The sequence below is a fragment of the Burkholderia sp. WTPI3 genome (assembly GCF_021483755.1).
Lineage (GTDB): Bacteria > Pseudomonadota > Gammaproteobacteria > Burkholderiales > Burkholderiaceae > Burkholderia.
The window spans coordinates 56664-81603 of the sequence record NZ_JAGIXF010000006.1 but is presented as its reverse complement, the minus strand read 5'-3'; the positions used below and the strand labels follow the sequence as shown (position 1 = coordinate 81603).

The window sequence follows — 24940 nt, the reverse complement described above, 5'->3', positions numbered from 1 at the left end:
CCTCATGCGCCGATCGTTCATATCGTTGCCTGCGCAACGAATTCAGCGACTCAAAGCTGTCGCGCGATCACCATCCGTTGCACTTCGCTGGTGCCTTCGTAAATCTGCGTGATGCGTGCGTCGCGATAATGACGCTCGACTTCGTAGTCGGCCAGGTAGCCGTAGCCGCCGTGAATCTGAATCGCATCCGAACACACGCGCTCGGCCATCTCGGACGCGAACAGCTTCGCCTGCGATGCTTCCGACAGGCACGGCAGCCCGGCCGTGCGCAGCTTCGCCGCATGATGCACGAGCAGGCGCGCCGCGTTGATCTGCGTGGCCATGTCGGCGAGCTTCTGCTGGATCGCCTGATGCTCGGCGATCGGCTTGCCGAACTGCACGCGTTCGCCCGCGTAGCGGCGCGCCTTGTCGAACGCGGCGCGTGCGATGCCGAGCGCCTGCGCGGCAATGCCGATGCGGCCGCCTTCCAGGTTCGACAGCGCGATCTTCAACCCTTCGCCGCGATTGCCGAGCAGGTTTTCCTCGGGGATCGCGCAGTTCTCGAGCGTGATCGGGCACGTGTCCGATGCGCGAATGCCCATCTTCTTCTCCGGCTTGCCGACGATGAAGCCCGGCGTGTCGGTCGGCACCAGGAATGCGGAAATGCCGCGCTTGCCGGCTTCCGGATCGGTCATGGCAAAAACGATCGCGACCCCGGCACGCTGGCCATTGGTCACGAACTGCTTCGCGCCGTTCAGCACCCATTTGCCATCGCGCAGTTCCGCGCGCGTGCGCAGGTTGTTCGCTTCGGAGCCGGCCTGCGGCTCGGTCAGGCAGAACGCGCCGATGATGCGGCCCGCCGCCATCTCGGCGAGCCAGCGATCCTTCTGCGCGGGCGTGCCGAAGCCGAGGATCGGCCCGCAGCCGACCGAGTTGTGCACGCTCATCATCGTCGCGCACGCGGCGTCGCCCGCGGCGACTTCTTCCATGGCCAGCGCATACGCGACATAGTCCGTATAGGCGCCGCCCAGCTCCTGCGGCACGATCATCCCGAGCAGGCCGAGTTCGCCGAGCTGCGCGACGACGGCGTCGGGCAGTTGCGCGTCGTGGTCCCACTGCGCGGCGTTCGGCGCCAGCACCTCGGTGGCAAAAGCGCGCGCGGCGTCGCGAATCATCCGCTGGTCTTCGGTATAAAGCTCGTCCATGGTGCTGCTGTCTCCCGCGGCCGCGTGCCGCGACCGACCTTCCGTTTCGATGCAACAAGTGTAGGCAAGCACGCGCGACTGTTCGATGCTCGCGCCGCTCATTTACACTGAGCGTTTTTGCCATACCGGCGGCGCCGATGAAGCAGGAAGACAAGGGAACCGTCGCGATCAGCCTCGTCGCGTACAGCCTCGCGCTCGCCACCCGGCGCGGCGTCGCTGCCGAGCCGCTGCTCGCGCAGGCCGGCATCGCGCCCGCGCTGCTGGCGCAGCCGCGTGCGCGGGTGTCCGCGCAGCAATACGGCGCGTTGTGGAACGCCATCGCGCGCGCGCTCGACGACGAATTTTTCGGGCAGGATCGCCACCCGATGCGCAGCGGCAGCTTCATCGCGATGAGCCAGGCCGCGCTGTCGGCGCAGGACGGGCTGCACGCGATGGCGCGCGCGGTGAATTTCATGCACTGCGTGCTCGACGACCTGCACGCGGAGCTCGACGCCAACCCGCAGCGCGTGCGGCTGCGCTTCGTGCACCGCAACAGCGCCGCGGCGCCCGCGATGTTCACGTACGCGACCTATTTCATCATCGTCTACGGGCTCACCTGCTGGCTGATCGGACGGCGCATTCCGGTGCTGCACGCGAGCTTCCGCTGCGACACGCCGCCCGCCGATCACGAATACCCGTCGATGCTGTGCGACGACATGCGGTTCAACCAGCCCGATTCGTATGTCGATTTCGATCCCGAATTCGCGACGCTGCCGGTCGTGCAGAACGCGAAGACGCTGAAGGCGTTCCTGCGCAACGCGCCGGCCAGCTTCATCGTCAAGTACCGCAACCCGAACGCGCTCGCGCAGCGCGTGCGCACCGTGCTGCGCGGGATGCCGCCCGCGTCGTGGCCCGGCGCGGGCGGGATGGCCGCGCGGCTGCACGTGGCCGAAGCGACGCTGCGCCGCAAGCTGCACCAGGAAGGCCATGCGTACCAGTCGATCAAGGACACGCTGCGGCGCGATCTCGCGTTCGAGGCGCTGGCCGATCCGTCGCGGACCATCGCCGACGTCGCCGCCGCCACCGGTTTCGCGGAGCCGAGTGCGTTCTACCGCGCGTTTCGCAAGTGGAGCGGGCGCAGCCCGGCCGAGTATCGCGAAGAAGCGCTCGTGCGCGGGGGCGGCAGCGCGGGCTGAGTACGCGGCCGGCGGCCCCGCCTTCGCGCTTTCCGCCGAAACAGCCTAAGCTTCAAGCATCGGGCCAACGCCCTTTCCGCGAGCCGGATGGCGTGCGGCCGCGCGCCGCCCGGACGCCCCGATGCGCATTCACCGTCATGGGCCGCCGCCCGCTTCGCCCGACGGCCGCCCCCGTCACCCGCTATCCGCGCGGGTCGCGCGCGCCGCGCTGTTCGCGGCGCTGCTCGTCGTATGCGCGGCGCTCGCCGCACCGCCTGCCTCGGCCCCCGCTGCTGCGCCCGCCGCCACGCCGCCCGTCGTCGTGATTCCGGTCAACGGCGCGATCGGGCCGGCCAGCGCCGACTTCATCGTCCGCTCGCTCGAGCGCGCCGCGCACGAACACGCGCCGCTCGCGATCCTGCAACTCGATACGCCCGGCGGCCTCGACACGTCGATGCGGCAGATCATCAAGGCGATCCTGGCCTCGCCGGTGCCGGTCGCGGCGTTCGTCGCGCCGGGCGGCGCACGGGCCGCCAGCGCGGGCACCTATATCGTCTATGCGAGCCACGTCGCCGCGATGGCGCCCGGCACCGACCTCGGCGCGGCGTCGCCCGTGCAGTTCGGGATCGGCGGCGGCGCGCCGGGTGCGACGCCGCCGTCGCCCTCCGCGACGCCGGGTACTGCTGGTGCCTCCGGCGCGGCCGCGAAGCCGGCCGAGCTGCCGAACGACACGCAGTCCACCGAGATCCGCAAGGCGACGCAGGACGCCGCCGCGTACATCCGCGGCCTCGCGCAGTTGCGCGGCCGCAATGCCGCGTGGGCCGAGCGCGCGGTGCGCGAAGCCGTGAGCCTGTCGGCGAGCGAAGCGCGCGCGCAGCATGTGGTCGACCTGATCGCGCAGGATCCCGCCGATCTCGCGCGCCAGCTCGACGGCCGCGCCGTGACGACCACCGCCGGCACGCTGCGCCTTGCGACCGCGCATGCGCCGCTCGTCGTGCTCGCGCCCGACTGGCGCAGCCGCTTCCTGTCGATCATCGCCGATCCGAACGTCGCGCTGATCCTGCTGACGATCGGCATCTACGGCCTGTTCTTCGAATTCGCGAACCCCGGCTTCGTGCTGCCCGGCGTCGCCGGCACGATCTGCCTGCTGGTCGGGCTGTTCGCGATGCAGTTGCTGCCGATCAGCTATGCGGGCCTCGGGCTCGTGCTGCTCGGTCTGGGCTGCCTCGTCGCCGAGGCGTTCCTGCCGACCTTCGGCGTGCTCGGCTTCGGCGGGATCGTGTCGTTCACGATCGGCGCGCTGATGCTGATCGACACCGACGTGCCCGGCTACGGGATTCCATGGCCGGTGATCGCGGGCCTCGCCGTCGGCGGCGGTTTGCTGGTTGCCGGCGTGTCGAGCGTCGCGCTGCGCGCGCGGCGCCGCCCGGTCGTGACCGGCGCCGAGGCGATGCTCGGCAGCGTCGGCGAAGTACTCGACGACGGCCTCCGTCCGGACCAGCCGGAGGGTGCCGCCGGCCCCGCGCCGTCGGCCGCCGGCTGGGCGCTCGTGCATGGCGAACGCTGGCGCGTCGCGAGCAGCGCGCCGCTCGCCGCCGGCTGCCGCGTGCGCGTCACCGGCCGCCACGGGCTGATGCTCACCGTCGCGCCGCTGTACGACGCGCGGCCGCAGGACCCACGTCAGGGAGAACCTTCATGATCGGTTACACGTTCGGCTTCAGCAGCGTCCTGATCGTCTTCATCGTCGTACTCGCCGCGTCGTCGATCCGTATCTTCCGCGAGTACGAGCGCGGCGTCGTGTTCATGCTCGGCCGGTTCTGGAAGGTGAAGGGGCCGGGGCTCGTGCTGATCATCCCGATCGTCCAGCAGGTCGTGCGGATCGACCTGCGCACCGTTGTGTTCGACGTGCCGTCGCAGGACGTGATCACGCGCGACAACGTGTCGGTGAAGGTCAACGCGGTCGTGTATTTCCGCGTCGTCGATCCGGAGAAGGCCGTGATCCAGGTCGCGCGCTTCGTCGACGCGACGAGCCAGCTCGCGCAGACAACGCTGCGCGCGGTGCTCGGCAAGCACGAGCTCGACGCGCTGCTCGCCGAGCGCGAGCAGTTGAACGCGGATATCCAGAAGACGCTGGATGCGCAGACCGACGCGTGGGGGATCAAGGTGTCGACGGTCGAAATCAAGCACGTCGACCTGAACGAGACGATGGTGCGCGCAATCGCGCGGCAGGCCGAGGCCGAGCGCGAGCGGCGCGCGAAGGTGATTCATGCGGAAGGCGAGCTGCAGGCGTCGGAGAAGCTGCTGCAGGCCGCGCAGCGGCTCGCGCAGCAGCCGCAGGCGATGCAGTTGCGCTACCTGCAGACGCTGACGACGATCGCGGCGGACAAGAATTCGACGATCGTGTTTCCGCTCCCGGTCGATCTGCTAGGGGCGTTGCTGGATCGGTTGGGCGGGAAGCAGGATTCGTGACGTATTGAGCGATCGCCTCGCGCATGATCCAGTGCGGCGGGCGCCGGCGTTGTTCGGCGAGATGGCGCACCCGACCCTGAAGGGTCGGATCGAGTTTGATGGAAGTTGCCATGATGACGAGTATCCAGAGGTATTACCTTTTGCTGGTTTACTCACGCCGTCGTCGACAAGGCAAATCCCCCGAACGCTAGAGCTCTCCCTCCATTTCCCCCTTCCATTAGGACAAATCCTCACTTCCCGGCACGCGGAACCGTCTATGATCTTTACATCAATCAATGACACATTAAATGCTGACTGAATAACCCGTGACGGCGTCATCGGCGGGCGCGTTCCGGATCAGCGCCCCACCTGTAGACGGAGACGCATCATGACCGACCACCCGCTGCCGGAAGTCCACCTCGACGAGTTGCCGCAATTCCGCGCGGTCCAGCAGCTTGCCTACCGCTGTGTCGAAACGGTCGGCGCGATGCTCTACCCCGGCATCACCGAGAAGGAAGCCGCGCGCCTGCTGACCGAATGGCTGCAGGACAACGGCGTGCACGACTGGCTGCACAAGCCGTTCGCGTGGTTCGGCGACCGCACCGCGTTCGAAGGCTTCTCCGGCCTGAAACACATGGGCGGCTTCAATCTCGCGTTCTTCCCGAGCAACCGCCAGCTCGAGACCGACATGCCGGTGATCCTCGACGTCGCACCCGTGCTCGACGGCATCGTCGCCGACGTCGGCTACGCGCACTGTCTCGGCCACAACCCGATCCTCGAGCAGTTGCAGGACGACCTGATGGACCATCGCGACATGATCGTGCGCCTCGTGAAGGAGCGCCGCCCGATGGCCGAGGTCGCGCAGGCGGTCGACGCGCTGTGCCGCCGCCAGGGTGTCGAGCCGCGCCACAAGGCCTATCCGTTCAAGGTGCTCGCGCATCGCGTCGCGAAGATCCACAAGCTGTCCAAGCCGCGCTTCGTCGCGCGCTTCGGGCTGAACGCGACGCGCAACCTGCTGCTCGACCAGGGCCGTGCGGCCAGGCAGCAAGGCTGGTCGCCCCTGTGGTCGATCGACCGCCGCTCCGAACATGCGCCCGTGCCGGGCCTGTGGGCCGTCGAACCGCATCTCGGCTTCTCTGGCGTCGGCGCGAAATTCGAGGAACTGCTGGTGATCACCGACGACGACGCGTACTGGCTCGACGACGACCTGCCGCACGTGCGTCGCTGGCAGCGCCGCCAGGCCGAACGCGCGCAGGCCGTCGCGAGCGTGCCGGCCGCCGCCTGACGCCCCGCGCCCTTCCCCGAATCCCTGAACGACGGACTCACGATGCAGCCTCTTTCCGACGAAGCGCCGCTGGCCCTGTTCGAATCGGTCCACGGCGAGACGGCCGTCGCCTCCGGCGACCTGACGCTCGCCGTCAGGACCTGGGGCGACCCGTCCCGCTCGCCGGTCGTGCTCGTGCACGGCTATCCCGACGACAGCAGCGTATGGCAGCAGGTCGCCCCGCTGCTCGCGCGCAAGCACTACGTGATTGCGTACGACGTACGCGGCGCGGGCCTGTCCGGCGCGCCGAAACGCACGGCCGACTACCACCTCGCCAGGCTGACCGACGACTTCGTCGCGGTGATCGATTCGCTCTGCCCGGGGCGTGCGGTGCACCTGATCGCGCACGACTGGGGCTCGATCCAGGGCTGGGAATTCGTCACCGATCCGCGGCTCGCCGGCCGCATCGCGTCGTACACGTCGTGCTCGGGGCCGTGTCTCGACCACGTCGGATTCTGGCTGCGCGAGCGCGTGCTGCATCCGACGCCCGCGTCGCTGGCCAAGCTCGGCGGCCAGCTCGTGCGCTCGTGGTACGTGTACCTGTTCCACCTGCCCTTCATCCCCGAGCTCGGCTGGCGGCTGTGGCTCGGCCGTGCATGGCCGGGCCTGCTGCGCCGGGTCGAGAAGACGCCGGCCGCCGCGCGCGCGACGCAGGCCGACGACGGCGCGCGCGGCGTGCGCCTGTATCGCGCGAACTTCATCCGCTGCCTCTTCGCGCCGCGCGAACGCTACGCGCATGCGCCGGTGCAAACGCTCGTGCCGCTCGGCGACAAGTACGTGAGCCCGGCGCTGTCCGAAAACCTGTCGCGCTGGGTGCCGCAGTACTACCGCCGTGAAGTCGCGGCCGGCCACTGGCTGCCACTCGCCGCCCCGGAACGCTTCGCCGGCCTCGCCGAGCAGCTGATCGATGCGATCGAATCGGGCAACGAGCCGCCCGCGCTCGCGAACGCACGCCGTCGCGCAACCAGCGGCCGCTTCAGCGGCAAGGTCGCGGTCGTCACCGGTGCGGGCAGCGGCATCGGCCGCTGCGCGGCCCTCGCGTTCGCCCGCGAAGGCGCGACGGTCGTCGCGTGCGACATCGATCTCGCGAGCGCCGGGCGCACCGCGCTGCTGCTCGGGCTGACCGGTGCGCAAGCCCACGCGAAACGCGTGGACGTCGGGTCCGCCGACGAAATGGAAGCGCTCGCGACGTGGGTCGGCAGCGAACTCGGCGGCGCGGACGTCGTGATCAACAACGCGGGCATCGGCATGGCCGGCGGCATGCTCGATACGAGCGCCGGGCACTGGGAGCGCATCCTGCACGTGAACCTGTGGGGCGTGATTCACGGCTCGCGGCTGTTCGCACGGCAGATGGCCGCGCGCGGCACCGGCGGCCATATCGTCAATACCGCATCGGCCGCCGCGTTCGGGCCGTCGCGCGACCTGCCCGCCTATGCGACGACGAAGGCCGCCGTTCTGATGCTCAGCGAATGCATGCGAGCCGAGCTCGCGGAAAAAGGCATCGGCGTGACGGCCGTGTGCCCGGGTTTCGCGGAAACCGGAATCATGGCGTCGACGCAATATGCGGGCGCCAACGCACAGGACGAGGCGCGGCTGCGCAAACGCGCGACGAAGCTGTACCAGATGCGCGGCCTGAAACCCGAGACCGTCGCGCAGGCGATGGTCGACGGCGTGCTGCGCAACCGGCCGGTGGTCGCGGTGGGCACCGAAGCGCATGCGCTGCGCTTCGTCGGCCGCTTCATGCCGTGGCTTGGACGGATGCTCGCACGCATCAGCATGGCATCGCATTGACGGCGCAAGCCGCCGCACAGTAACGGAGACTACAGATGACCGCTACCGCCGACTACCACAAGATCAAGGCCCGGCACGTGAAGTTCGACTTCAGCGACACGCCGATCACCTGGGTGCCGAACGACCCGGGCAGCACGCACATCATCAATACGCTGAACCTGCTGTTCCCGGAAGGCGAGCTGTGGTTCTGCCGCGTGTACAACAAGGCGCTGCCGCATATCGCCGATGCCCGCCTGCGCGACGAAGCCGAAGGTTTCCTGCGCCAGGAAGCCGTGCATTCGCGCTCGCATGGCGGCGTGCTCAAGCACTACTACGACCGGCACGGGATCGACACGAAGCCGTTCACGCAGAAGCTGAACTGGCTGTTCACGCGCGTGCTCGGCGAAGCGCCGTTCGGGCTGAAGATCGGCCACACGCGCTTCTGGCTGCGACAGCAGCTCGCGGTGATCGCGTCGCTCGAACATTTCTTCGGCTATCTCGGCAACTGGGTGCTGAATGCGCACGGTCTCGACGAAGGCCACGCGGACCCGACAATGGTCGACCTGCTGCGCTGGCACGGCGCGGAGGAAGTCGAACACCGGACCGTCGCGTTCGACATCTACAACCACATGGGCGGCACCTACCTGGAGCGCTGCGTGCACATGGCGTTCGTGATCGTGCTGCTGCTCTACTTCATCACGAGCGGCGCGCGGTTCATGTACCGGCGCGATCCCGCCGCCGGCCGCTATCCCGGCTTCGTGCTGTCGTGGTGGAAGGGTTCGCGGCGCGGGCACCTGCCGTCGTTCTGGAAAGTGATCGGCGCCGCGCTGCGCTATTTCAAGCCGGGCTATACGCCGCACCACGAAGGCTCGACCGAGCAGGCGCTCGCGTATCTCGCACGCTCGCCGGCCGCGCAGGCGGCCGCGCACGGCGGTAACTGGGGCACGGCGAAGAGCTCGGAATCGGCTGCGTAATCGCGTTCGTGACGGTTCCGGCGGGCGGCGCCCGCCGAAATGCGTACAATCGCGGCTTCATTTCCCGGAGGTGCCGCGATGGCCATGAAGAAAACCGATCTAGAAAAGAACAAGGCGCTCAAGCTGACGCACTCGATGAAGCAGTCGAGCTCCGCGCGCTTCGGCAAGGGTGTCGACGAGGCGGCGAAGCTCGATCGCCGCGCGCAGCGCAAGCTCGACCAGGAACAGGGCCTCGTGCCGTTCGCATGCAAGCTGAACGCCGAACTCGTCGAACAACTGAAGGCACACGCAGCCACGCATCCGAACGGGATGACGGGTCTGCTGTCCGAACTGCTCGTCAACGGACTCGCCCAGCGCGACGCGTGATCGCCATTTGTCTCGAAAATAGTCGTTGACAACGCCGTACGACATCGACACACTCGTTCGCATGCCTACGTTCAAGCACATCGCCATCGCGAATCATTGCCCGATGAACATTCGAAAGAATGGTTCACGGGAGGCGCTTGTGCGTTAGCATCCGAGCAGTACCGCATGTCACACAAGGCCTCACCGGAAACGGATGAGGCCTTTTTGTTCTGGTGCGCGTCATCCGTCCGGCTCAATGAATGGAGAAGACGATGGACCAGGCAAGCCCGTTGTTCGACCGTCCCGATCTGCGCCGCACCGGCACGATCGCATTACCGACCGTCGTGATCCGTTTCGCGGTCGCGCCGCGCACGACACTCACCTGGCGTGCGCCGGGCGATGCGGAAATTCGCGCGCACGGCGCGCCGCTGTGGATCACGCGTCCGCCGAGCGTCGACGACTACTGGGTGCAACCCGGCGACGTGCTGCGCATCGCACGCGGCGATCGCATCTGGCTCGGCACCGATGACGCACGACCGGCCGAAGCATCGATCACGCTCGCCTACGTGCGGCGCGGCGAACGGCTCAAGCGCACGCTCGCGCATGTGCAACGTTTGCTCGTCGGACGATGGCGAAGAACGGGATGACGATGTGCGCTCACGCGCAGCACGGGTGTCACGCAATGCGCGTGATTACAGCCCGCCGAAACGGACGCACCCGCGGCGCAACGCGTCGCAGGTGCGCATCGAATGACGCGGCACGCGAGTGCGTGCCGCGAGCGATCGCGCGCCGTGCGCAACCCTCGGGTGCATCGAGGGCATCAGGTGCTGGCGGCGAGACGCGGGCCCGTGCTGCGGGGCGTTGAATCGAGGTCGGGGCGTTGCGCCGCCTGCGAGGTCACCCACGGGTCGATGCCTTGCTTCTGCACCTCCTCGAGAAATGACACACGTGTACGCCAGTAATCCGCCTGTAATTTCGCGTCGATGACGCGCTGTTCGGCTGCGAACAGTTCCATACGCGCCGTCACGAGCATCGACGCAGCGGTTTTTTCCGGCGTGGGGGCGTGCCGCATCGCCCAACGGCTGATCCAGTTCAACATGCTGACCTCCGTGATTACGGACGAACCCGCATCGGGCAATCGCAATCGGTCGCGCCTGCCCGAACGCACAACGACCGTCACCGCACTTCACCGCCTGACCCGCACGGACTGCGACTCCCCCGCGTCGGCAACAACCGGCCGGCGTGTGCGCGCGGTGTATCTATCCTAGAAAGAGTTGCCGGTTTACGCGATGAGGTCTTGCAATCTTTTACACAGAAACCACAGTCGCGCCCGCATCGCAAAATGACAGTTGCGCACGGGACGGCTTCGGCGCACGATAGCCCGATCGCTGCAACCGCCTGGACTGACGAATGGCCGATGCACGCCGCTGCGCATTCGCCGCGGCCACGCTCGCGCGTTCACGCGTACCTCGCATGCGCACCGCGTTCGCCCAGCATGCGGGCGCTCCGTTTCAGTCGCATGTCATCACGTGGCAGCCGCGCCACATGTGCACCCCATCCTGTTGCGCCCCGCATCGGCCGATGCCTGCCTCTCCACTTTCGAACCGTTTCCATCGTTTCCGCCTGCCCGCTTCGCGAGAACCGGTAGAATGCGCGCCTTCCTCGCGCGGCAGGGCTGCCTGACCGTCCGCGCGAACGCAGCCGATCGAGCCCCACGACTATATCGTCGGAGCTATCCACGCTATTACAATCCGCCGATAGCCCGGCAATAGTGGCTGGTTACAGTAGGCCGGCCGCGCGCTGCCTTTACAACAATTCGGCACAAACAACAAGCAACACGACAACCCGACCGGAGAAACGCCTTCATGGAATCCATCAAGCGGTATTTCGGCTTCGCTGAAGCCGGCACCGACTTCCGCACCGAAATACTCGCGGGCGTCACCACGTTCCTGACGATGGCCTACATCATCTTCGTCAACCCCGCGATCCTCGGCGACGCAGGCATGCCGAAGGAATCCGTGTTCGTCGCGACCTGCCTCGTCGCGGCGCTGGCGTCGATCATCATGGGGCTGTACGCGAACTACCCGATCGCGTGCGCGCCCGGCATGGGCCTGAACGCGTATTTCGCGTACACGGTCGTCAAGGGGATGGGCTTCACGTGGCAGGCCGCGCTCGGTGCGGTGTTCATCTCCGGCTGCCTGTTCCTGCTGGTCACGCTGTTCCGCGTGCGCGAGGCGATCGTCAACGGCATTCCGAGATCGCTGCGCATCTCGATCACGGCCGGCATCGGGCTGTTCCTCGGCATCATCTCGCTGAAGACGTCGGGCGTGATCGTCGGCAACCCGGCCACGCTCGTCGCGCTCGGCGACCTGCACAAGCACGACACGATCCTCGCGATCATCGGCTTCTTCACGATCGTCACGCTCGACCACCTGCGCGTGCGCGGCGCAATCCTGATCGGCATCATCGGCGTCACGGTCCTGTCGTTCTTCTTCGGCGACAACCAGTTCCACGGCGTGTTCTCCGCGCCGCCGTCGATCGACGCGACGCTGTTCAAGCTCGACATCCGCGCCGCGCTGTCGACCGGCATCATCAACGTGATCCTGGTGTTCTTCCTCGTCGAACTGTTCGATGCGACCGGCACGCTGATGGGCGTCGCGAACCGCGCGGGCCTGCTCGTCGAAGGCAAGATGAACCGCCTGAACAAGGCGCTGCTCGCCGACAGCACCGCGATCGTCGCGGGCTCGATACTCGGCACGTCGTCAACCACCGCGTATATCGAAAGCGCGTCGGGCGTGCAGGCCGGCGGCCGTACGGGCATGACCGCGCTCACCGTCGCCGTGCTGTTCCTCGCGTGCCTGTTCATCGCCCCGCTCGCCGGCGTCGTGCCGGCCTACGCGACCGCGCCCGCGCTGCTGTACGTGTCGTGCCTGATGCTGCGCGAGATGGTCGACGTGCCGTGGGACGACGCGACCGAAGCCGTGCCGGCCGCGCTGACCGCGCTGCTGATGCCGTTCACGTACTCGATCGCGAACGGCGTCGCGTTCGGCTTCATCGCATACGGCGGCCTCAAGCTGCTGACGGGCCAGGCCCGCTCGGTCAAGCCGATCGTGTGGATCATCGCGGCCGTGTTCCTGTTCCGCTTCTTCTATCTCGGCAGCGAGTGATGCGCGCGCCCCGGCGCGATGCACGATGAGAAAGCGCCACCTCCGGGTGGCGTTTTCGTTTGCGTACGCGTGGGGCGCCGACGATGGCCGATCACGCATCCGCCTCGCCGAGCACCCAGCGCGCGAAGCTCTGCACCGGCCCTTCGCCGAGTTCCAGCGCTTCCGGCAGCACGAGACAGAAACGCTTGACCACGTCCCGGCCGTCCGGCCAGGGCGCCGCAAGCAAGCCTTGCGCAATCTCGGTGTCGACATACAGCCGCGGCACCAGCGCGACGCCGAGCCCGGCCACGGCAGCCGCGATCAGCATCGAGTAAAGATCGTAGCGCGCGCCGGCGGCCGGGTTGCTCACCGGCAACCCCGTTTCGTGGACGTATGCCGACCACGCATCGGGCGTCTGGCGCTTGTGAAGGCGCGGCAGCGTGCCGAGCAGCGCAGCCGGATCCCCGCCGCCAAGCAGCGACGGGTGGCAGACCGGCACGAGCACCTCCTCGCATAACCGGTACGTATGCATGCCGGCCCATGCCGGATGCTCGAAATGAATCGCCGCATCGAAACCGCTGCCGGCCAGCACGAACGGCTCGGCGCGATCGGCGAAATGCACCGTGATGTTCGGATGCCGCGCCTGAAACTGCTTGAGCCGGGGAATCAGCCAGCGCGTCGCGAATGTGGGCGTCACGGCGATGTCGATGCTGCCGCCGTCGCCGGGCTGCCCCATCATGTACTGGCTGTCGCGCTCGAGCCGGTCCAGCACTTCGCGCACCTGCGCCGCGTAGCGCACGCCGTTCGGCGCCACCCGCACGCGGTTGCCGACCCGCTCGAACAGCGCGACGCCCAGGAACGTCTCGAGCCGGCCGATCTGCCGGCTGATCGCGCCTTCCGTCAACGCCAGTTCGTCGGCGGCACGCGCGAAGCTGCCGTGCCGCGCCGCGGCCTCGAATGCCATCAATGCCGAATTGCTCGGAATCCTGCGTCGCGTCACGATTGCTCCCGGTTTTGCGGTGGTCGGTCTAAGCTTGACCAAAGATCAATGAACGGTGATGAATCATCGTTTTTCGCCCATTCACCGGCTAATTATCATGACAAAAACTCAACCCGTCGAGCGGCGATCGATGCCGAAGGCCGCTCGCTACCCCGTTGGAGGTGTCATGATCTATGCCGTTGAATGCAGCTTCGCCGATCCCGCTACCGAAGCCGAATGGAACGACTTCTACAGCCGGATCAAACTTCCCGCGCTGATCTCCGTGCCCGGCTTTCGCACGTCGCAACGCTTGCGCGCCGTCGGTGGCGACGGCCCCGTCTACCTCGCGCTGCACACGATCGACAGCGCCGACGTGCTGGCGTCGGCCGCGTATCGCGACAACGGCGGCGGCAACTTCGCGCGCTGGCAGCCGCACATCGTCGAGTGGCGACGCAACGTGTACGACAGCGCGGCACCCGCGCCGGCAGTCGCCGATCATCAATGGCTGGCCGTTTGCGAAAACACGGCCCCGTTCGCGCAAGCGGGAATCGCCGCCACGGCCATTCACGCAGTCGCGCTGGACCGCCAGCCGGCATCCCGCTGGCTGGCCGTTCTCGGTCGCGATCAAGCGCTGCATGCGTCCAAGGCGTGCGGCGCCGAGATCCGGCTCTATGCGCCGATGGGCGAGCAGCTCGTCAGCGCGGCCGCACGCTGAGGGGGCCGGCCATGCCCAGCGTCACGATTTTCATCGCGGAGGCGAACATGCCGTCGAACGCCGCGCTCGACGCGCTGTCGTCTGCCTGCGCGTCGCTCTGCACCGACGTGTTGCAGGCCGCGCCCGGCACGGTCCACGTCATCCTCGTTCCGGTCCGGCACGGCTACGGACATCCCGTCAGCGCCGAAATCCGCTATCGCACCCAACCGTTTCGCACCCCTGAATTGATGGATCGTTTCATGGTCTCGCTGGATCGCGAGATGCTTCGCCACACCGGATGCGTCGCGCGCATCCGCTGCTTCGGCTACGACGCCGCCCACCTTCACGCCCGACATTGAGCCATGAGCGCCCCCCTTCCCCGCCTCCCGTTTCCGTGCCGCCGGGTCGGCGATTTCTCGGTCGTCGCGATCAGCGACGGCACGCTGACCGCCGGCCTCGACCTGCTGTCGAACATCGAGGTCGACGATGCGGCCTGCATCATGCAAAGCGCGGGCATCGCCGCGCCGTCGAGCGTCAATATCAACTGCTACGTGATCCGCGGGAACGACCGTACCGTGCTCGTCGACACAGGTGCCGGCGGCATCCGCAACTGGGGCGGCCGGTTGATGCCGTCCCTGGCGCGAGCCGGCATCGACGCGCGCGACATCGACACGATCCTGCTGACGCATGCACACCCCGACCACATCGGCGGCTTGCTCGATCCGGACGGGCAACCGGCCTTCGCGCACGCGGAAGTGCTCGTTCACGAACGGGAACTGGCGTTCTGGCTGGACGACGCAGCGTTCGAGCAGGCCAACGAACGGACCCGCGGCAATTTCCGGATCGCGCGGCGCGCGTTCGATGCCTGTCGCACCCGGCTGCGCACCATCGAAGCGGGCGGCGTGCTGCCCGGCATCGTCGCGGTTCCGCTACCGGGACATACGCCCGGTCACACGGGGTATCGCATCGAATCGCATGACGAGCGTCTGTTGATCTGGGGCGATCTCGTGCATTTCGCGCCGATTCAGGTCGTGCGTCCGGACGTGTCGATCGCGTTCGATCACGATCCGGCGCTGGCCGTCGCGACGCGCGCGGCCACGCTCGCCGAAGCGGCTTCGGACGACCTGCTGATTGCGGGAATGCATCTCGCCGAAACAGGCTTCGCGCGCATCGCGCGAGCGTATGGCGAAACCGGTGGCGCGTATGCGCTCACCGGTGCGAACTGACGGACAAAGACGGAAACGGCGCGCGCATCGTCGCGCGTGCGCACGACCCGGCACGCATGCGCCGATACGACACGGGCGCCGGTAACCGGCGCCCGCTCAGTCGCTGCCCGGTCGTCCGGTTCAGCGCCAGTTCGCCTCATAGAAGCGCACGTAGCCGCTACGCAGCGTCACGCATTGCGCACGCGTTTCGGACAGCAGCCGCCGTGCGGCCGCCTCGATACGTTCGCGATGCTGATCGTACGCACCGACCATGTCCTCGAAGCGCGGCGATGCCGCACCGAAATGGTCCTCCAGCGCCTCGGCTGTAATCTGACATTGGACACGCTCGCCATTGACCAACGCCATGAACCCGAGCATCAAGTCGCGCCCCGAATATTCGGGCTTCTCGTTCGTGAAATGGATCTGCATGGGAGCCGCCTATCGCCGGTAGAAAGCGAATGACCGCGTCCGTCGTCCGCTACCGGCCGGACGAAAATGTACGCGGGCTCGCCGACAGAGACACCGTTCGCGGGGGTATGGCGCGGACAATGCGTGCCGGTTGCATTCCACTTTAGACGGTTTCGCGCAGGAGGCAAAATTTGCGATGTGCGTCGTTCCGACGCGCATTTCGTCTGATCTACGCGGCATCCGGCACGCTGGGTCAAACGGCGTCAGTGAGGGTCGGTCGGCCAGATGTTCAGCGAGATCGCCGCGGTCGTGGCGCCCACCGCGATGGCGGCGGCCCCGTATCGCACCGCGGTGCTCAGATCGAACAGCAGACCGTGGATCGCCACGGCGATGCCGCCCAGCATGATGAAGGTGGCGATGGCCGCCAGCACGACTCTCAGTTCCGTCCGAACCATGATGCGTCTCCCGAACGGATGCATGTCACGTCGCATGCATGTTGCGATGCGGAACACGGCGCGTGCGCGCTCCATTTCAATCATTGCAGGCGTACGCTTAAAAGCAAGGGGATTTTGTTCGCGGTCGCGCAACGCACGCGGCGCTTGTATGATGGTGCGATATCGAGGCGGCGGCCGGGGTTTGGGTTGTTGCGATGCGGAAGCAGCAGGTTGAGCCGACTGCCAAGCATGAGGTCCAAGCAGGCGCGAAAGCACGGACCCGGACCGACCGCGAAGCATGGGGCCCAAGTAAGCGCTAAAGCGCTAACTTGGGCCGACAGGAGACAAGACATGCCTCAATCTTTCGTGCTGCCCGCCACCACGGGCCGCACCGACCTGCTCGCGCAGGCGCATGCGCGTTCGACCGCAGTCGGCCTGCGCGCAAACGAGCGCCCCGATTTCTCGCCGCTGTCGCGGCTCGCACTGCGCGAACTGCTCGACACGAACCATGCGCTGTTCGCGCACGCGCGCCCGGTGATGGAGGACCTCCACGCACAGATCGCCGATACGCAAAGCCTCGTGCTGCTCACCGATGCCGACGGCGTGATCCTGCACAGCATCGGCGACGCGGACTTCATCGAGAAAGCAAACCGCGTCGCGCTGTGCAACGGCGTGTCGTGGGCCGAAGGCGCACGCGGCACCAATGCGATCGGCACCGCGCTCGCGTCCGGCCAAGCCGTCGCGGTACACGGCTCCGAACACTTCCTGCGCGCCAACCACATCCTCACCTGCTCGTGTGCACCGATCATCGATCCGTTCGGCCGCACGCTCGGCGCGCTCGACGTGAGCGGCGACCCGCGCGGGTTCAGCTCGCATACGCTCGCGCTGGTGCGCATGTCCGCGCAACTGATCGAGAACCATCTGTTCGCGAACCAGTGCGCGCAAGCGCTGCGGCTGCGCTTTCACGCCCACGAGGATTGCGTCGACTCGCTGTTCGCCGGACTCGTCGCGTTCGGCCCCGACGGCGGGCTGATCGCCGCGAACCGCAGCGCACAATTCCAGCTCGGCGCGACGTTCGATGCATTGCAGCATCGCGGCTGCGATGCGCTGTTCGGCATGCAGTTCGGCCAGCTCGCCCAGCAGGCGGCGCGCGCGCCCGGCGCATCGTTCCGCCTGACGCTATCGACCGGCGTGCGCGTGCTCGCGCGCTGCGAATTCGCGGAAACGCACAAGACGACGGTCACCGTCACGCCGCCCGCACCCGCCGTGCGCGTGCCCGCGCCGGATCCCGACGCGATCACGTTCGCGACGCTCGACACCGGCGACGCGCGCATGGCCGCCGTGCTCGAACGCGTCGCGAAGATCCGCGGACGCGACCTGCCGCTGCTGATCCTCGGCCAGACGGGCACCGGCAAGGAATGGCTCGCCCGAGCGCTGCACCAGGCGTCGCCGCGCTCGGACGGCCCGTTCGTCGCGGTGAACTGCGCGGCGCTGCCGGATTCGCTGATCGAAGCCGAACTGTTCGGCTATGAGGACGGCGCCTTCACCGGCGCACGCAAGCGCGGCAGCCCCGGCAAGATCGCGCAGGCCGACGGCGGCACGCTGTTTCTCGACGAAATCGGCGACATGCCGCTCGCGCAGCAGGTCCGGCTGATGCGCGTGCTGCAGGAACGCGCGGTGATGCCGCTCGGCGGCGCGCGCGCGGTGCCGGTCGACGTGCGCGTGGTCTGCGCGACTCACCGCGACCTGCGCGCGATGATCGCCGAAGGCACGTTCCGCGAAGACCTGTTCTACCGGATCAACGGGCTCGCGGTCACGCTGCCGGCACTGGCCGACCGTACCGACCTGACGGCGCTGGTCGAGCGCATCCTCGCGCGGCTCGCGCGCAGCGAGCCGATGCCGTGCCGTCTCGCACCCGACGTGCTCGACGCATTCATGCGCCACCGCTGGCCCGGCAACCTGCGGCAAATGACCAACGTGCTCCGCACCGCCGGCATGCTCGCCGAAGACGAAGCCGAGATCGCGCTCGCGCATCTGCCCGACGATTTCTGGCTCGACTGCGACGATGCACCGGCGGCACCCGCCGCACCGGCCGACGCAGGCGAAACGACGACGCTGCAAAGCCACCAGGCCGCAGTGATCGATGCAGTGCTCGCGCGGCACGGCGGCAACGTGTCGGCGGCCGCGCGGGAACTCGGGCTCGCCCGCAATACCGTGTACCGCTACCTGCGCCGCCATTGACGCGCCCGCCGGCCGCCCGGCGGGCGCCGGCCGCATGCGGCTTCGGGTATGCTTGGCGCTTGCCTTGCCGCCGCCCGCTTCGCCCCATGACCGATCCCGACCACCCGCCTCTCGTGCGCATCGAGCCGCTCGGCGCGACGTTCGACGCACCCGATTCGCTGACCCTGCTCGAAGCCGCCGCGTTCGCGCACGTCAGGCTGCCGCGTTCGTGCCGCAACGGTACGTGCCGAAGCTGCCTGTGCAGGATCGTCAGCGGCAGCGTACGCTACACGATCGAATGGCCCGGGTTGAGCCGCGAGGAAAAGGCCGACGGCTATACGCTGCCGTGCGTGGCCGTCGCGACGTCGGATGTCGTGCTCGACGTGCCCGACGCGGAGATGATCGACTGAACGCGACGCGCAGTGGCGCGCCGTCCCGCAACCGTGACGGGCAAGCCCGTCGGGAGAGTGTGATGACCCAGTCAACCGATCGCATCGAGAAACAGGCCGTGCTCGCCGCGCCGCCGGCGCGCGTGTGGGAAGCGATCAGCAATTCCGCGGAATTCGGCACGTGGTTCGGTGTCACCTTCGACGGGCCGTTCGCGGAAGGCCAGCCGCTATTCGGCCGCATCACGCCGACGCGTATCGACGACGTCGTCGCCAAGGCCCAGGAGCCCTACTCGGGCGCTGTATTCGAAATCGTCGTCGAGCGCGTCGAGCCGAAGCAACTGTTCTCGTTCCGCTGGCATCCGTTCGCGATCGATCCGAACTTCGATTACTCGGCCGAGCCGATGACGCTCGTCACGTTCGCGATCGCCGAGCAAAACGGCGGCACGCGGCTCACGGTCACTGAAACGGGGTTCGACCAACTGATCGAAGCGCGTCGCGCGAAGGCTCGCGAAATGAACGATCACGGCTGGGCCGCGCAGATGATGCTGATCACGAAATATCTGGCGACGCACGCGTAACCGGCCCTTGCCGGCCCTTGCCCGCCATCCCCGGCATGCGGATGCGCGCATGCCGGCCTCGCGGGGTGCGTGGCATAATCCGCCCCATCGCAGTCCTCACGCCGCTGCTCATCGCATGCTCAGTCGTCGCCTCCGGAAGATCGGCAGTCTGATCGGGATGCTCGCCATCCTGATGACGGCACTCGCGCCGACGATCTCGCAGGCGCTGACGACGCAAGGCCGCGTCGATGCATTGCTCGCCGGTTACTGCACGGCCGGCCCGGTTGTCGGCGACCATCGGACGCATGCGCCGTCGAAGAGCCTGCAAGCCCATTTGCAGGCGTGCGGCTATTGCAGCCTGCTCGCCCATACACCCGCACTACCCGCGCCCGAACTGACGTTCGCGGCCCATGTGCGCGTCATCCAGCATCGCGAAGCGACCCGCTTCGAAAGCCTGCGGCGCGCGTTGGCGCTCACGGCCGCTCAGCCGCGCGCCCCACCCGCCTCCGCCTGAACCGTAGCCACAGCGCGCGATGCCTGAACGCATCGCGCCGTTCGCGCGCGCCCTGCCGGCGCCCGTGTCGTGTCACGTTCACGAGGACGATCATGTCGACCCTTATTGCCGCGCGCCGCATGTCACCGTGCGCGTGCGTCGCCGTCGCCGCGCATGAGCATGCATGCGCGAGTGCGGAAGATCGCATGCACGCCGTCACGATGACCATCGACACCCCGAGCGTCGGCGATGCGTTCGACTTCCAGTACGGTCACATCGCGACCCTGCTGCGGGCTCGTACGCATCTCGACGACATTTTCCCCGCCCCGATCCACAACGCATTTTCCAAGCCATGAAAACATCCGCGCTTTTCCGCGGCGCCATCGCCGCACTGACCTTCGTCATCGTCCAGGCCGCCCACGCGCACGCGTTTCCGAAAACGCAACAGCCGGCCGCCGGCGAAACGCTCACCGCCGCACCGCAAGCCGTCACGATCGATTTCGACGAAGCGCTCGAGCCCGCATTCAGCTCGATCGCCGTGACCGACAGCCACGGCCAGTCGGTCGCGACCGGCAAGGCCGTCGTCGTCGACGGCAACCGCAAGCGGATGCACGTCGCGCTGACGAGCCTGACGGCCGGCACCTACACCGTCGCCTGGGTCGCGGTGGCCAGCGACGGCCACCGGACCCAGGGGCACTACGCGTTCACGCTGAAGTGACGCACGCGTGCCCGCATCGTCAGGGGCGCATCGCCGCTCCATCCGCATTCCGTACTTTCGATAAGGAGAACACATGATGAAACGCTCGATTCCGGCCGCCCTGCTGTTTGCGCTGTTCGCGCTGCACGCTCCCGCCACGTTCGCCGCGCCAGCCGTACAGGCCGATGCCTGCTGGATCCGCGCAATGCCCGCGACGGTGCCGTCGTCCGGCTACTTCACGCTGAAGAACGACGGCGACGCCCCCGCTACGCTCACGGGCATCGACACGCCGGCATTCGGGATGGCCATGCTGCACGAAACGCAGACGGCCGGCAGCACCGCGAAGATGGTCCACGTCGACGCGGTCGAGGTGCCCGCGCACGGCACGGTGATGTTCAAGCCGAAGAGCTATCACGTGATGCTCGAACAACCGCGCCAGAGCGTCGCGCCCGGCGCGAAGATCCCGTTCCGGCTGCATTTCGCCGACGGCTCGACGGTGTCCGTGACCTGCGACGCGAAGGCGCCGTCGTACACGGGCCAGTAACGCCGCCTGCGTCACAACCGATGGAGACGAACATGAAAGAACGCCTGCCGCTGGCCGACCTGATCGCCCGCTACCGGACGCCGCTGAACGTTGCCGTGCTGATCGTCTGCGGGTTATGGGCGGCGTGGATCGCATGGATGACGCAGCCCGCCGCGATCGACTTGCCGTCGTCGATCGCCGCTTACTGCGTGCGCGACGCGCGTTGACACGGTGCATCGGGGTGATCCGCAACACGGTGCGCTACGGCACGCGCGGCACCGCCGCGACGATCGCCTGCACCGGCTCCGTCGAGACTTCGGCGTCAGCCCGTGGGTACCCGCGGCCAGGCGCGCGAGCGGGCTGCTGTTCGTCGGGCTCGGGATCAAGCTGCTGACCGCACGGCAGGTGTAAGCGCCGGCATGCCTTCGGCGCGCAAACGTCAGCGCTTCAATACAGCCAGTGAAGCAGCAATCGCGTCGAACGACGGACGCTCATCGACGTCCTCGTTCAGGCACGCGGCCGCAAGCGCTTCAAGTTCGCTCGCCCCGTCCCGCGCGCGCGGCTCGCATCGCTCCAGCAACTCGCCGAGCAGATAGCCGAATGCCCTGACTTCCAGCCGTTCGAGCCGCGCAGCGTGCGCGCGGTCATTCACGTCGTAGACCGACGCCGCGCCGAAATCGCCGAGCAGCGCGCCGCCCTCGCCATCGTGCAGGATGTTGTGCGCATACAGATCGCCGTGCATGATGCCGCGTGCGTGCAGATGCGCCGCGACCGATGCGATGCCGTGCGCGATCCGTGCCGCGGCCGCCGGAGCGAACCGCGCATCGTCCGCATACACGTCGCGCGTGCAGGTCGCGAAGCTCGGCGGCCCGGCGAGGTTCGTCAGTGCCGGATCGACCAGTTCCATCACGAGGCCGTGCGTGCCGTCCGGATGACCGCGCACCTTGCCGATCACCGGGATCATGTTCGTGTGGCGTCCCGCGTGCAGGCAGGCGGCCATTTCGCAATCGGGCAGACCGTCGCTCGTCACCGCGCCCTTGAACAGCTTGACCGCGACCGCGCGCGGCGCGCGACCGTTAGCCTGCCATCGCGCACGGTGGATGACGCCCGATGCGCCTTCGCCGAGCTTCCGTTCGCAGGAGAGCGACGTCCAGTCGATGTCCGTAACGCCCGGCTCGGCAGAAGCCGCCGCCTCCGGCGCGGCGCCGAGCGGATTGCCTGCGGCCGCGAGCCACGCGAGCCGCGGCAAACGCAGCAGCCAGTCCGGCAGCGCGTCGAGCCGGTTCGCCGACAGACGCACCAGTTCGAGCGCGCGGCATGCGGCCATTTCCGTGGGCAGCGCGCGCAGACGGTTGCCCGCGAGCATCAGCTTCTGCAGGCGTGAGCAGTCACCGATGTCGGCGGGCAGTTCTTCGATTTCGTTGTCGGTCAGGATCAGCCAGCGCAACGCGCGCGGCAGCGAATGGCGCGGCACCGCGCGAATCCGGTTCGCCTTGAAGCCGATCATGTCGAGTTGCGCACACGTGCCGAGCACTTCCGGGAATTCCGTGAAGCGGTTGGACGACGCGAACAGGATGCGCAAACGGTGCAGCCGCGACAGGTCGTCCGGCAGCGCGGACAGTGCATTTCCGGACAGGTCGAGCACTTCGAGCGTGTCTGCCAGATCGAAGATTTCGCGCGGAAATTCGGTAAGCCCGCACGCGAGCTTGAGTTGGCGGGCGCCCGACAGTTGGCCGGCCTGCAATTGTTCAAGAGTGGTCGTCACGGAGGGAAAGCAGTTGTGATTGCGATGATCGTCGGATCGATCGGACGAATTTTACCGGGATCGCTTTCGCGTGCCGCGCGCACCGCGTCACATCCTCTTCACAAACGCAAAAAGTGACGTTAGAATAGCGCCCCTTGCAGTACTGAAGTGCCGACGTGGTGAAATTGGTAGACACGCTATCTTGAGGGGGTAGTGGCGAAAGCTGTGCGAGTTCGAGTCTCGCCGTCGGCACCAGATACGGTTTTCACCGTGTTTCGGGCATGTGCAAAAAACCGCGACAGCGCAACGCTTCGCGGTTTTTTTGTTTCCGGGGCGCCGTAGACGACCCGATTGCGATCCGGAGCCGCAGGCACGCACCCGTGTCGCCGCCCCGGATTCGATCCTTCACCCCACCCACGACCTGATATTCTCCCGCATCGCGCTGGCCGAGATCCCGTAGCGATCGTGCAGCGTCGGCAACGCGCCCGCGGCGAGGTAGGCATCCGGCAGCGCGATCTGGCGGAACGGCGCGGCAACGCCGTCCGCCAGCAACGCAGTCGCCACCGCTTCGCCGAGTCCGCCGATCACCGTATGGTTCTCCGCGACGATCACCATGCGTCCCTTGCGCCGCGCCTCCCGAACGATGGTCGCCGTATCGAGCGGCTTGATCGTCGGAACGTGCAGCACGGCGGCATCGATGCGGTCGGCTTCAAGCGCCTTCGCGACCTCGAGCGAACGCATCGTCATGATCCCGGACGAGATCAGCAGCACGTCGTTGCCGTCGCGCAGCAGCTTGGCCTTGCCGAGTTCGAACCGGTAGTCGTATTCGTCGAGCACGACCGGCACGTTGCCACGGAGCAGACGTGCATACACCGGCCCCTTGTGCGCGGCCATCGCCGGCACCATCTGCTCGATGTCCAGCGCGTCGCACGGATCGATCACGGTCATGTTCGGCATCGCGCGCATCAGCGCCAGATCCTCGGCCGCCTGGTGGCTCGGCCCGTAACCGGTCGTGAGGCCAGGCAATGCACACACGAGCTTCACGTCGAGATTGTCCTCGGCGATCGCCTGATGGATGAAGTCGTACGCGCGGCGCGTCGCGAACACCGCATAGGTCGTGACGAACGGCTGCGCCCCTTCGTGCGCGAACCCGGCGGCGGCCCCCATCAGCAACTGCTCGGCCATGCCCATCTGATAGTAGCGCTCGGGAAATTCCTTCGCGAAGATGTGCAGGTCGGTGTACTTGCCGAGATCGGCCGTCATGCCGATCACGTTGCCGTTCGTACGCGCGAGGCTCGCCAGCGCATGGCCGAACGGCGCGGCACGGGTCGCCTGCCCTTCGGCCGCGATGGATGCGATCATCGCGGAAGTCTTCAGGCGCGGTTTGTTGTCGGCGGTGCTCATGCGTGTCTCCCTGCTTCGAGCGCGTCGAGCGCGAGTTTCCACTCGTGCGCATCGACGCGAATGAAATGGCTCTTCTCGCGTGCTTCGAGGAATGGCACGCCGCGTCCCATCTTCGTGTCGCAAACGATGATGCGCGGCTGCGGCTTGTCGTACCGGCGCGCATTGTCGAATGCGCGCTTCACCGCGTCGATGTCGTTGCCGTCCACGCGTTGCGTGTACCAGCCGAAAGCTTCGAGCTTGTCGGCCAGCGGCTCGAACGCCATGATTTGCGTCGACGGGCCGTCGGCCTGCTGGTTGTTCACGTCGACGATCGCGATCAGATTGTCGAGCTTCCAGTGCGCGGCCGACATCAATCCTTCCCAGATCGCGCCTTCGTCGAGTTCGCCGTCCGAGAACAGCGTATAGACGAATGCGTCCGAGCCGTTGCGCCTGAGCCCGAGGCAACGGCCGACCGCAATCGTCAAGCCCTGCCCGAGCGAACCGCCGGACATCTCCATCCCGGGCGTGTAGCTCGCCATCCCGGACATCGGCAAACGGCTGTCGTCGCTGCCGTAGGTTTCGAGTTCCTCTGCCGGCAGAATGCCGGCTTCGAACAGCGCCGCGTACAGCGCGATCGCATAGTGACCGTTCGACAGCAGGAAGCGGTCGCGCCCTTCCCACTCGGGATCGTCGGGGCGATAGCGCATCGCGCCGAAGTACGCGACGGCCAGCACGTCGGCGATGTCGAGCGCCTGGCCGACATAACCCTGGCCCTGGACTTCGCCCATCAGCACGGCGTTTCTGCGGATGCGGTACGCGCGCTCGGCGAGCGTGACCGCTTCATGGATGGTTTCGGTATCCATCGATAG

At 67.3% G+C, this 24940-nt stretch carries 29 protein-coding genes, 1 tRNA gene and 1 pseudogene; 22 read left to right on the top strand and 9 right to left on the bottom strand.

The window, feature by feature from the left end; all coding sequences use genetic code 11:
• Positions 1-50 precede the first annotated feature (50 nt).
• Positions 51-1184, bottom strand: coding sequence for an acyl-CoA dehydrogenase family protein (locus J7024_RS05525; protein ID WP_124827016.1), 1134 nt, complete (start codon positions 1182-1184; stop codon positions 51-53).
• 137 nt (positions 1185-1321) lie between these two features.
• Between J7024_RS05525 and J7024_RS05520 the strand changes: the two genes are divergently transcribed.
• The 3 genes from J7024_RS05520 to J7024_RS05510 all read left to right on the top strand — a co-directional run bounded on the left by J7024_RS05520 (position 1322) and on the right by J7024_RS05510 (position 4807).
• Entirely contained in the window at positions 1322-2359 is a 1038-nt protein-coding gene (locus tag J7024_RS05520) for an AraC family transcriptional regulator (RefSeq protein WP_124827015.1), read from the top strand.
• Between the two features lie 121 nt (positions 2360-2480).
• On the top strand, positions 2481-4037 hold the full coding sequence (locus J7024_RS05515) for an NfeD family protein (RefSeq protein WP_124827014.1): 1557 nt from the start codon (positions 2481-2483) through the stop codon (positions 4035-4037).
• Positions 4034-4807 (top strand): slipin family protein, encoded by a 774-nt coding sequence (locus tag J7024_RS05510; RefSeq protein WP_124827013.1) that lies wholly within the window; start codon positions 4034-4036, stop codon positions 4805-4807. The genes J7024_RS05515 and J7024_RS05510 overlap by 4 nt, the downstream gene beginning before the upstream one ends.
• Before the next feature lie 10 nt (positions 4808-4817).
• Here J7024_RS05510 and J7024_RS05505 read toward each other — a convergent pair.
• Positions 4818-4919, bottom strand: a pseudogene (locus J7024_RS05505) (CopG family ribbon-helix-helix protein); the annotation flags it as partial.
• A gap of 255 nt (positions 4920-5174) precedes the next feature.
• On the opposite strand from J7024_RS05505, the gene J7024_RS05500 reads away from it, so the two are divergent.
• The 5 genes from J7024_RS05500 to J7024_RS05480 all read left to right on the top strand — a co-directional run bounded on the left by J7024_RS05500 (position 5175) and on the right by J7024_RS05480 (position 9846).
• Positions 5175-6071 carry a M24 family metallopeptidase gene (locus tag J7024_RS05500; protein ID WP_124827012.1) on the top strand — a complete coding sequence of 299 codons (897 nt, stop codon included), beginning with the start codon at positions 5175-5177 and terminating at the stop codon, positions 6069-6071.
• Positions 6072-6113: 42 nt separating this feature from the next.
• On the top strand, positions 6114-7901 hold the full coding sequence (locus tag J7024_RS05495) for an SDR family oxidoreductase (protein ID WP_234744848.1): 1788 nt from the start codon (positions 6114-6116) through the stop codon (positions 7899-7901).
• A 35-nt stretch (positions 7902-7936) separates the two neighbouring features.
• Entirely contained in the window at positions 7937-8854 is a 918-nt protein-coding gene (locus J7024_RS05490) for a metal-dependent hydrolase (protein ID WP_124827010.1), read from the top strand.
• A gap of 78 nt (positions 8855-8932) precedes the next feature.
• Positions 8933-9220 (top strand): hypothetical protein, encoded by a 288-nt coding sequence (locus tag J7024_RS05485; RefSeq protein WP_124827009.1) that lies wholly within the window; start codon positions 8933-8935, stop codon positions 9218-9220.
• Between the two features lie 251 nt (positions 9221-9471).
• Positions 9472-9846: a DUF2917 domain-containing protein gene (locus tag J7024_RS05480; protein WP_175750814.1), complete on the top strand. Its 375-nt coding sequence runs from the start codon at positions 9472-9474 to the stop codon at positions 9844-9846.
• 173 nt (positions 9847-10019) lie between these two features.
• Here the strand turns inward: J7024_RS05480 and J7024_RS05475 are convergent, their stop codons facing one another.
• A complete protein-coding gene (locus J7024_RS05475) occupies positions 10020-10298 on the bottom strand; it encodes a hypothetical protein (RefSeq protein WP_006480752.1) in 279 nt (92 codons plus the stop codon).
• A 766-nt stretch (positions 10299-11064) separates the two neighbouring features.
• On the opposite strand from J7024_RS05475, the gene J7024_RS05470 reads away from it, so the two are divergent.
• Positions 11065-12366 (top strand): NCS2 family permease, encoded by a 1302-nt coding sequence (locus tag J7024_RS05470; protein ID WP_124827007.1) that lies wholly within the window; start codon positions 11065-11067, stop codon positions 12364-12366.
• A 91-nt stretch (positions 12367-12457) separates the two neighbouring features.
• Here the strand turns inward: J7024_RS05470 and J7024_RS05465 are convergent, their stop codons facing one another.
• The gene (locus tag J7024_RS05465; protein ID WP_175750826.1) at positions 12458-13309 is read right to left on the bottom strand and encodes a LysR substrate-binding domain-containing protein; all 852 of its coding nucleotides are present in this window, start codon (positions 13307-13309) and stop codon (positions 12458-12460) included.
• A gap of 202 nt (positions 13310-13511) precedes the next feature.
• On the opposite strand from J7024_RS05465, the gene J7024_RS05460 reads away from it, so the two are divergent.
• From J7024_RS05460 to J7024_RS05450, 3 genes are read left to right on the top strand one after another with little or no spacing between them, the layout of a single operon-like run.
• Entirely contained in the window at positions 13512-14039 is a 528-nt protein-coding gene (locus J7024_RS05460) for a sugar ABC transporter (protein WP_124827006.1), read from the top strand.
• A gap of 11 nt (positions 14040-14050) precedes the next feature.
• Entirely contained in the window at positions 14051-14377 is a 327-nt protein-coding gene (locus J7024_RS05455) for a hypothetical protein (protein WP_124827005.1), read from the top strand.
• A gap of 3 nt (positions 14378-14380) precedes the next feature.
• Positions 14381-15244 carry an MBL fold metallo-hydrolase gene (locus J7024_RS05450; RefSeq protein WP_124827004.1) on the top strand — a complete coding sequence of 288 codons (864 nt, stop codon included), beginning with the start codon at positions 14381-14383 and terminating at the stop codon, positions 15242-15244.
• 120 nt (positions 15245-15364) lie between these two features.
• On the opposite strand, the gene J7024_RS05445 is transcribed toward J7024_RS05450, so the two are convergent.
• A complete protein-coding gene (locus tag J7024_RS05445; RefSeq protein WP_096501666.1) occupies positions 15365-15652 on the bottom strand; it encodes a DUF1488 domain-containing protein in 288 nt (95 codons plus the stop codon).
• Positions 15653-15894: 242 nt separating this feature from the next.
• Entirely contained in the window at positions 15895-16086 is a 192-nt protein-coding gene (locus tag J7024_RS05440) for a DUF2964 family protein (RefSeq protein ID WP_098552873.1), read from the bottom strand.
• A 330-nt stretch (positions 16087-16416) separates the two neighbouring features.
• Here J7024_RS05440 and J7024_RS05435 point away from each other — a divergent pair, with 330 nt between their 5' ends.
• From J7024_RS05435 to J7024_RS05395, 9 genes are all read left to right on the top strand, one after another.
• Positions 16417-18306, top strand: coding sequence for a sigma-54-dependent Fis family transcriptional regulator (locus tag J7024_RS05435; RefSeq protein ID WP_124827003.1), 1890 nt, complete (start codon positions 16417-16419; stop codon positions 18304-18306).
• 86 nt (positions 18307-18392) lie between these two features.
• The gene (locus J7024_RS05430) at positions 18393-18695 is read left to right on the top strand and encodes a 2Fe-2S iron-sulfur cluster-binding protein (RefSeq protein WP_011659384.1); all 303 of its coding nucleotides are present in this window, start codon (positions 18393-18395) and stop codon (positions 18693-18695) included.
• 62 nt (positions 18696-18757) lie between these two features.
• Complete coding sequence (locus J7024_RS05425) at positions 18758-19252, top strand: SRPBCC family protein (RefSeq protein WP_175760694.1); 495 nt, start codon at positions 18758-18760, stop codon at positions 19250-19252.
• A 115-nt stretch (positions 19253-19367) separates the two neighbouring features.
• Positions 19368-19745: a DUF2946 domain-containing protein gene (locus tag J7024_RS05420; RefSeq protein ID WP_175858174.1), complete on the top strand. Its 378-nt coding sequence runs from the start codon at positions 19368-19370 to the stop codon at positions 19743-19745.
• Between the two features lie 185 nt (positions 19746-19930).
• Complete coding sequence (locus tag J7024_RS05415; RefSeq protein ID WP_175769974.1) at positions 19931-20080, top strand: hypothetical protein; 150 nt, start codon at positions 19931-19933, stop codon at positions 20078-20080.
• A complete protein-coding gene (locus J7024_RS05410) occupies positions 20077-20442 on the top strand; it encodes a copper resistance CopC family protein (RefSeq protein ID WP_234744847.1) in 366 nt (121 codons plus the stop codon). Before J7024_RS05415 ends, J7024_RS05410 begins: the two co-directional genes overlap by 4 nt.
• Before the next feature lie 76 nt (positions 20443-20518).
• Positions 20519-20965, top strand: coding sequence for a copper chaperone PCu(A)C (locus J7024_RS05405; protein ID WP_124827045.1), 447 nt, complete (start codon positions 20519-20521; stop codon positions 20963-20965).
• Between the two features lie 32 nt (positions 20966-20997).
• A complete protein-coding gene (locus J7024_RS05400; protein ID WP_175750809.1) occupies positions 20998-21171 on the top strand; it encodes a hypothetical protein in 174 nt (57 codons plus the stop codon).
• Between the two features lie 4 nt (positions 21172-21175).
• The gene (locus tag J7024_RS05395) at positions 21176-21355 is read left to right on the top strand and encodes a hypothetical protein (RefSeq protein ID WP_233410034.1); all 180 of its coding nucleotides are present in this window, start codon (positions 21176-21178) and stop codon (positions 21353-21355) included.
• A 28-nt stretch (positions 21356-21383) separates the two neighbouring features.
• Here J7024_RS05395 and J7024_RS05390 read toward each other — a convergent pair whose 3' ends face one another.
• On the bottom strand, positions 21384-22709 hold the full coding sequence (locus J7024_RS05390) for a leucine-rich repeat-containing protein kinase family protein (protein WP_124826998.1): 1326 nt from the start codon (positions 22707-22709) through the stop codon (positions 21384-21386).
• Between the two features lie 149 nt (positions 22710-22858).
• Here J7024_RS05390 and J7024_RS05385 point away from each other — a divergent pair.
• A tRNA-Leu gene (locus J7024_RS05385) sits at positions 22859-22943 on the top strand.
• A 150-nt stretch (positions 22944-23093) separates the two neighbouring features.
• Here J7024_RS05385 and J7024_RS05380 read toward each other — a convergent pair.
• Together J7024_RS05380 and J7024_RS05375 are read right to left on the bottom strand one after the other, a co-directional pair.
• On the bottom strand, positions 23094-24092 hold the full coding sequence (locus J7024_RS05380) for a transketolase family protein (protein ID WP_124826997.1): 999 nt from the start codon (positions 24090-24092) through the stop codon (positions 23094-23096).
• Positions 24089-24934, bottom strand: coding sequence for a transketolase (locus tag J7024_RS05375; RefSeq protein ID WP_124826996.1), 846 nt, complete (start codon positions 24932-24934; stop codon positions 24089-24091). Before J7024_RS05375 ends, J7024_RS05380 begins: the two co-directional genes overlap by 4 nt.
• Positions 24935-24940 lie beyond the last annotated feature (6 nt).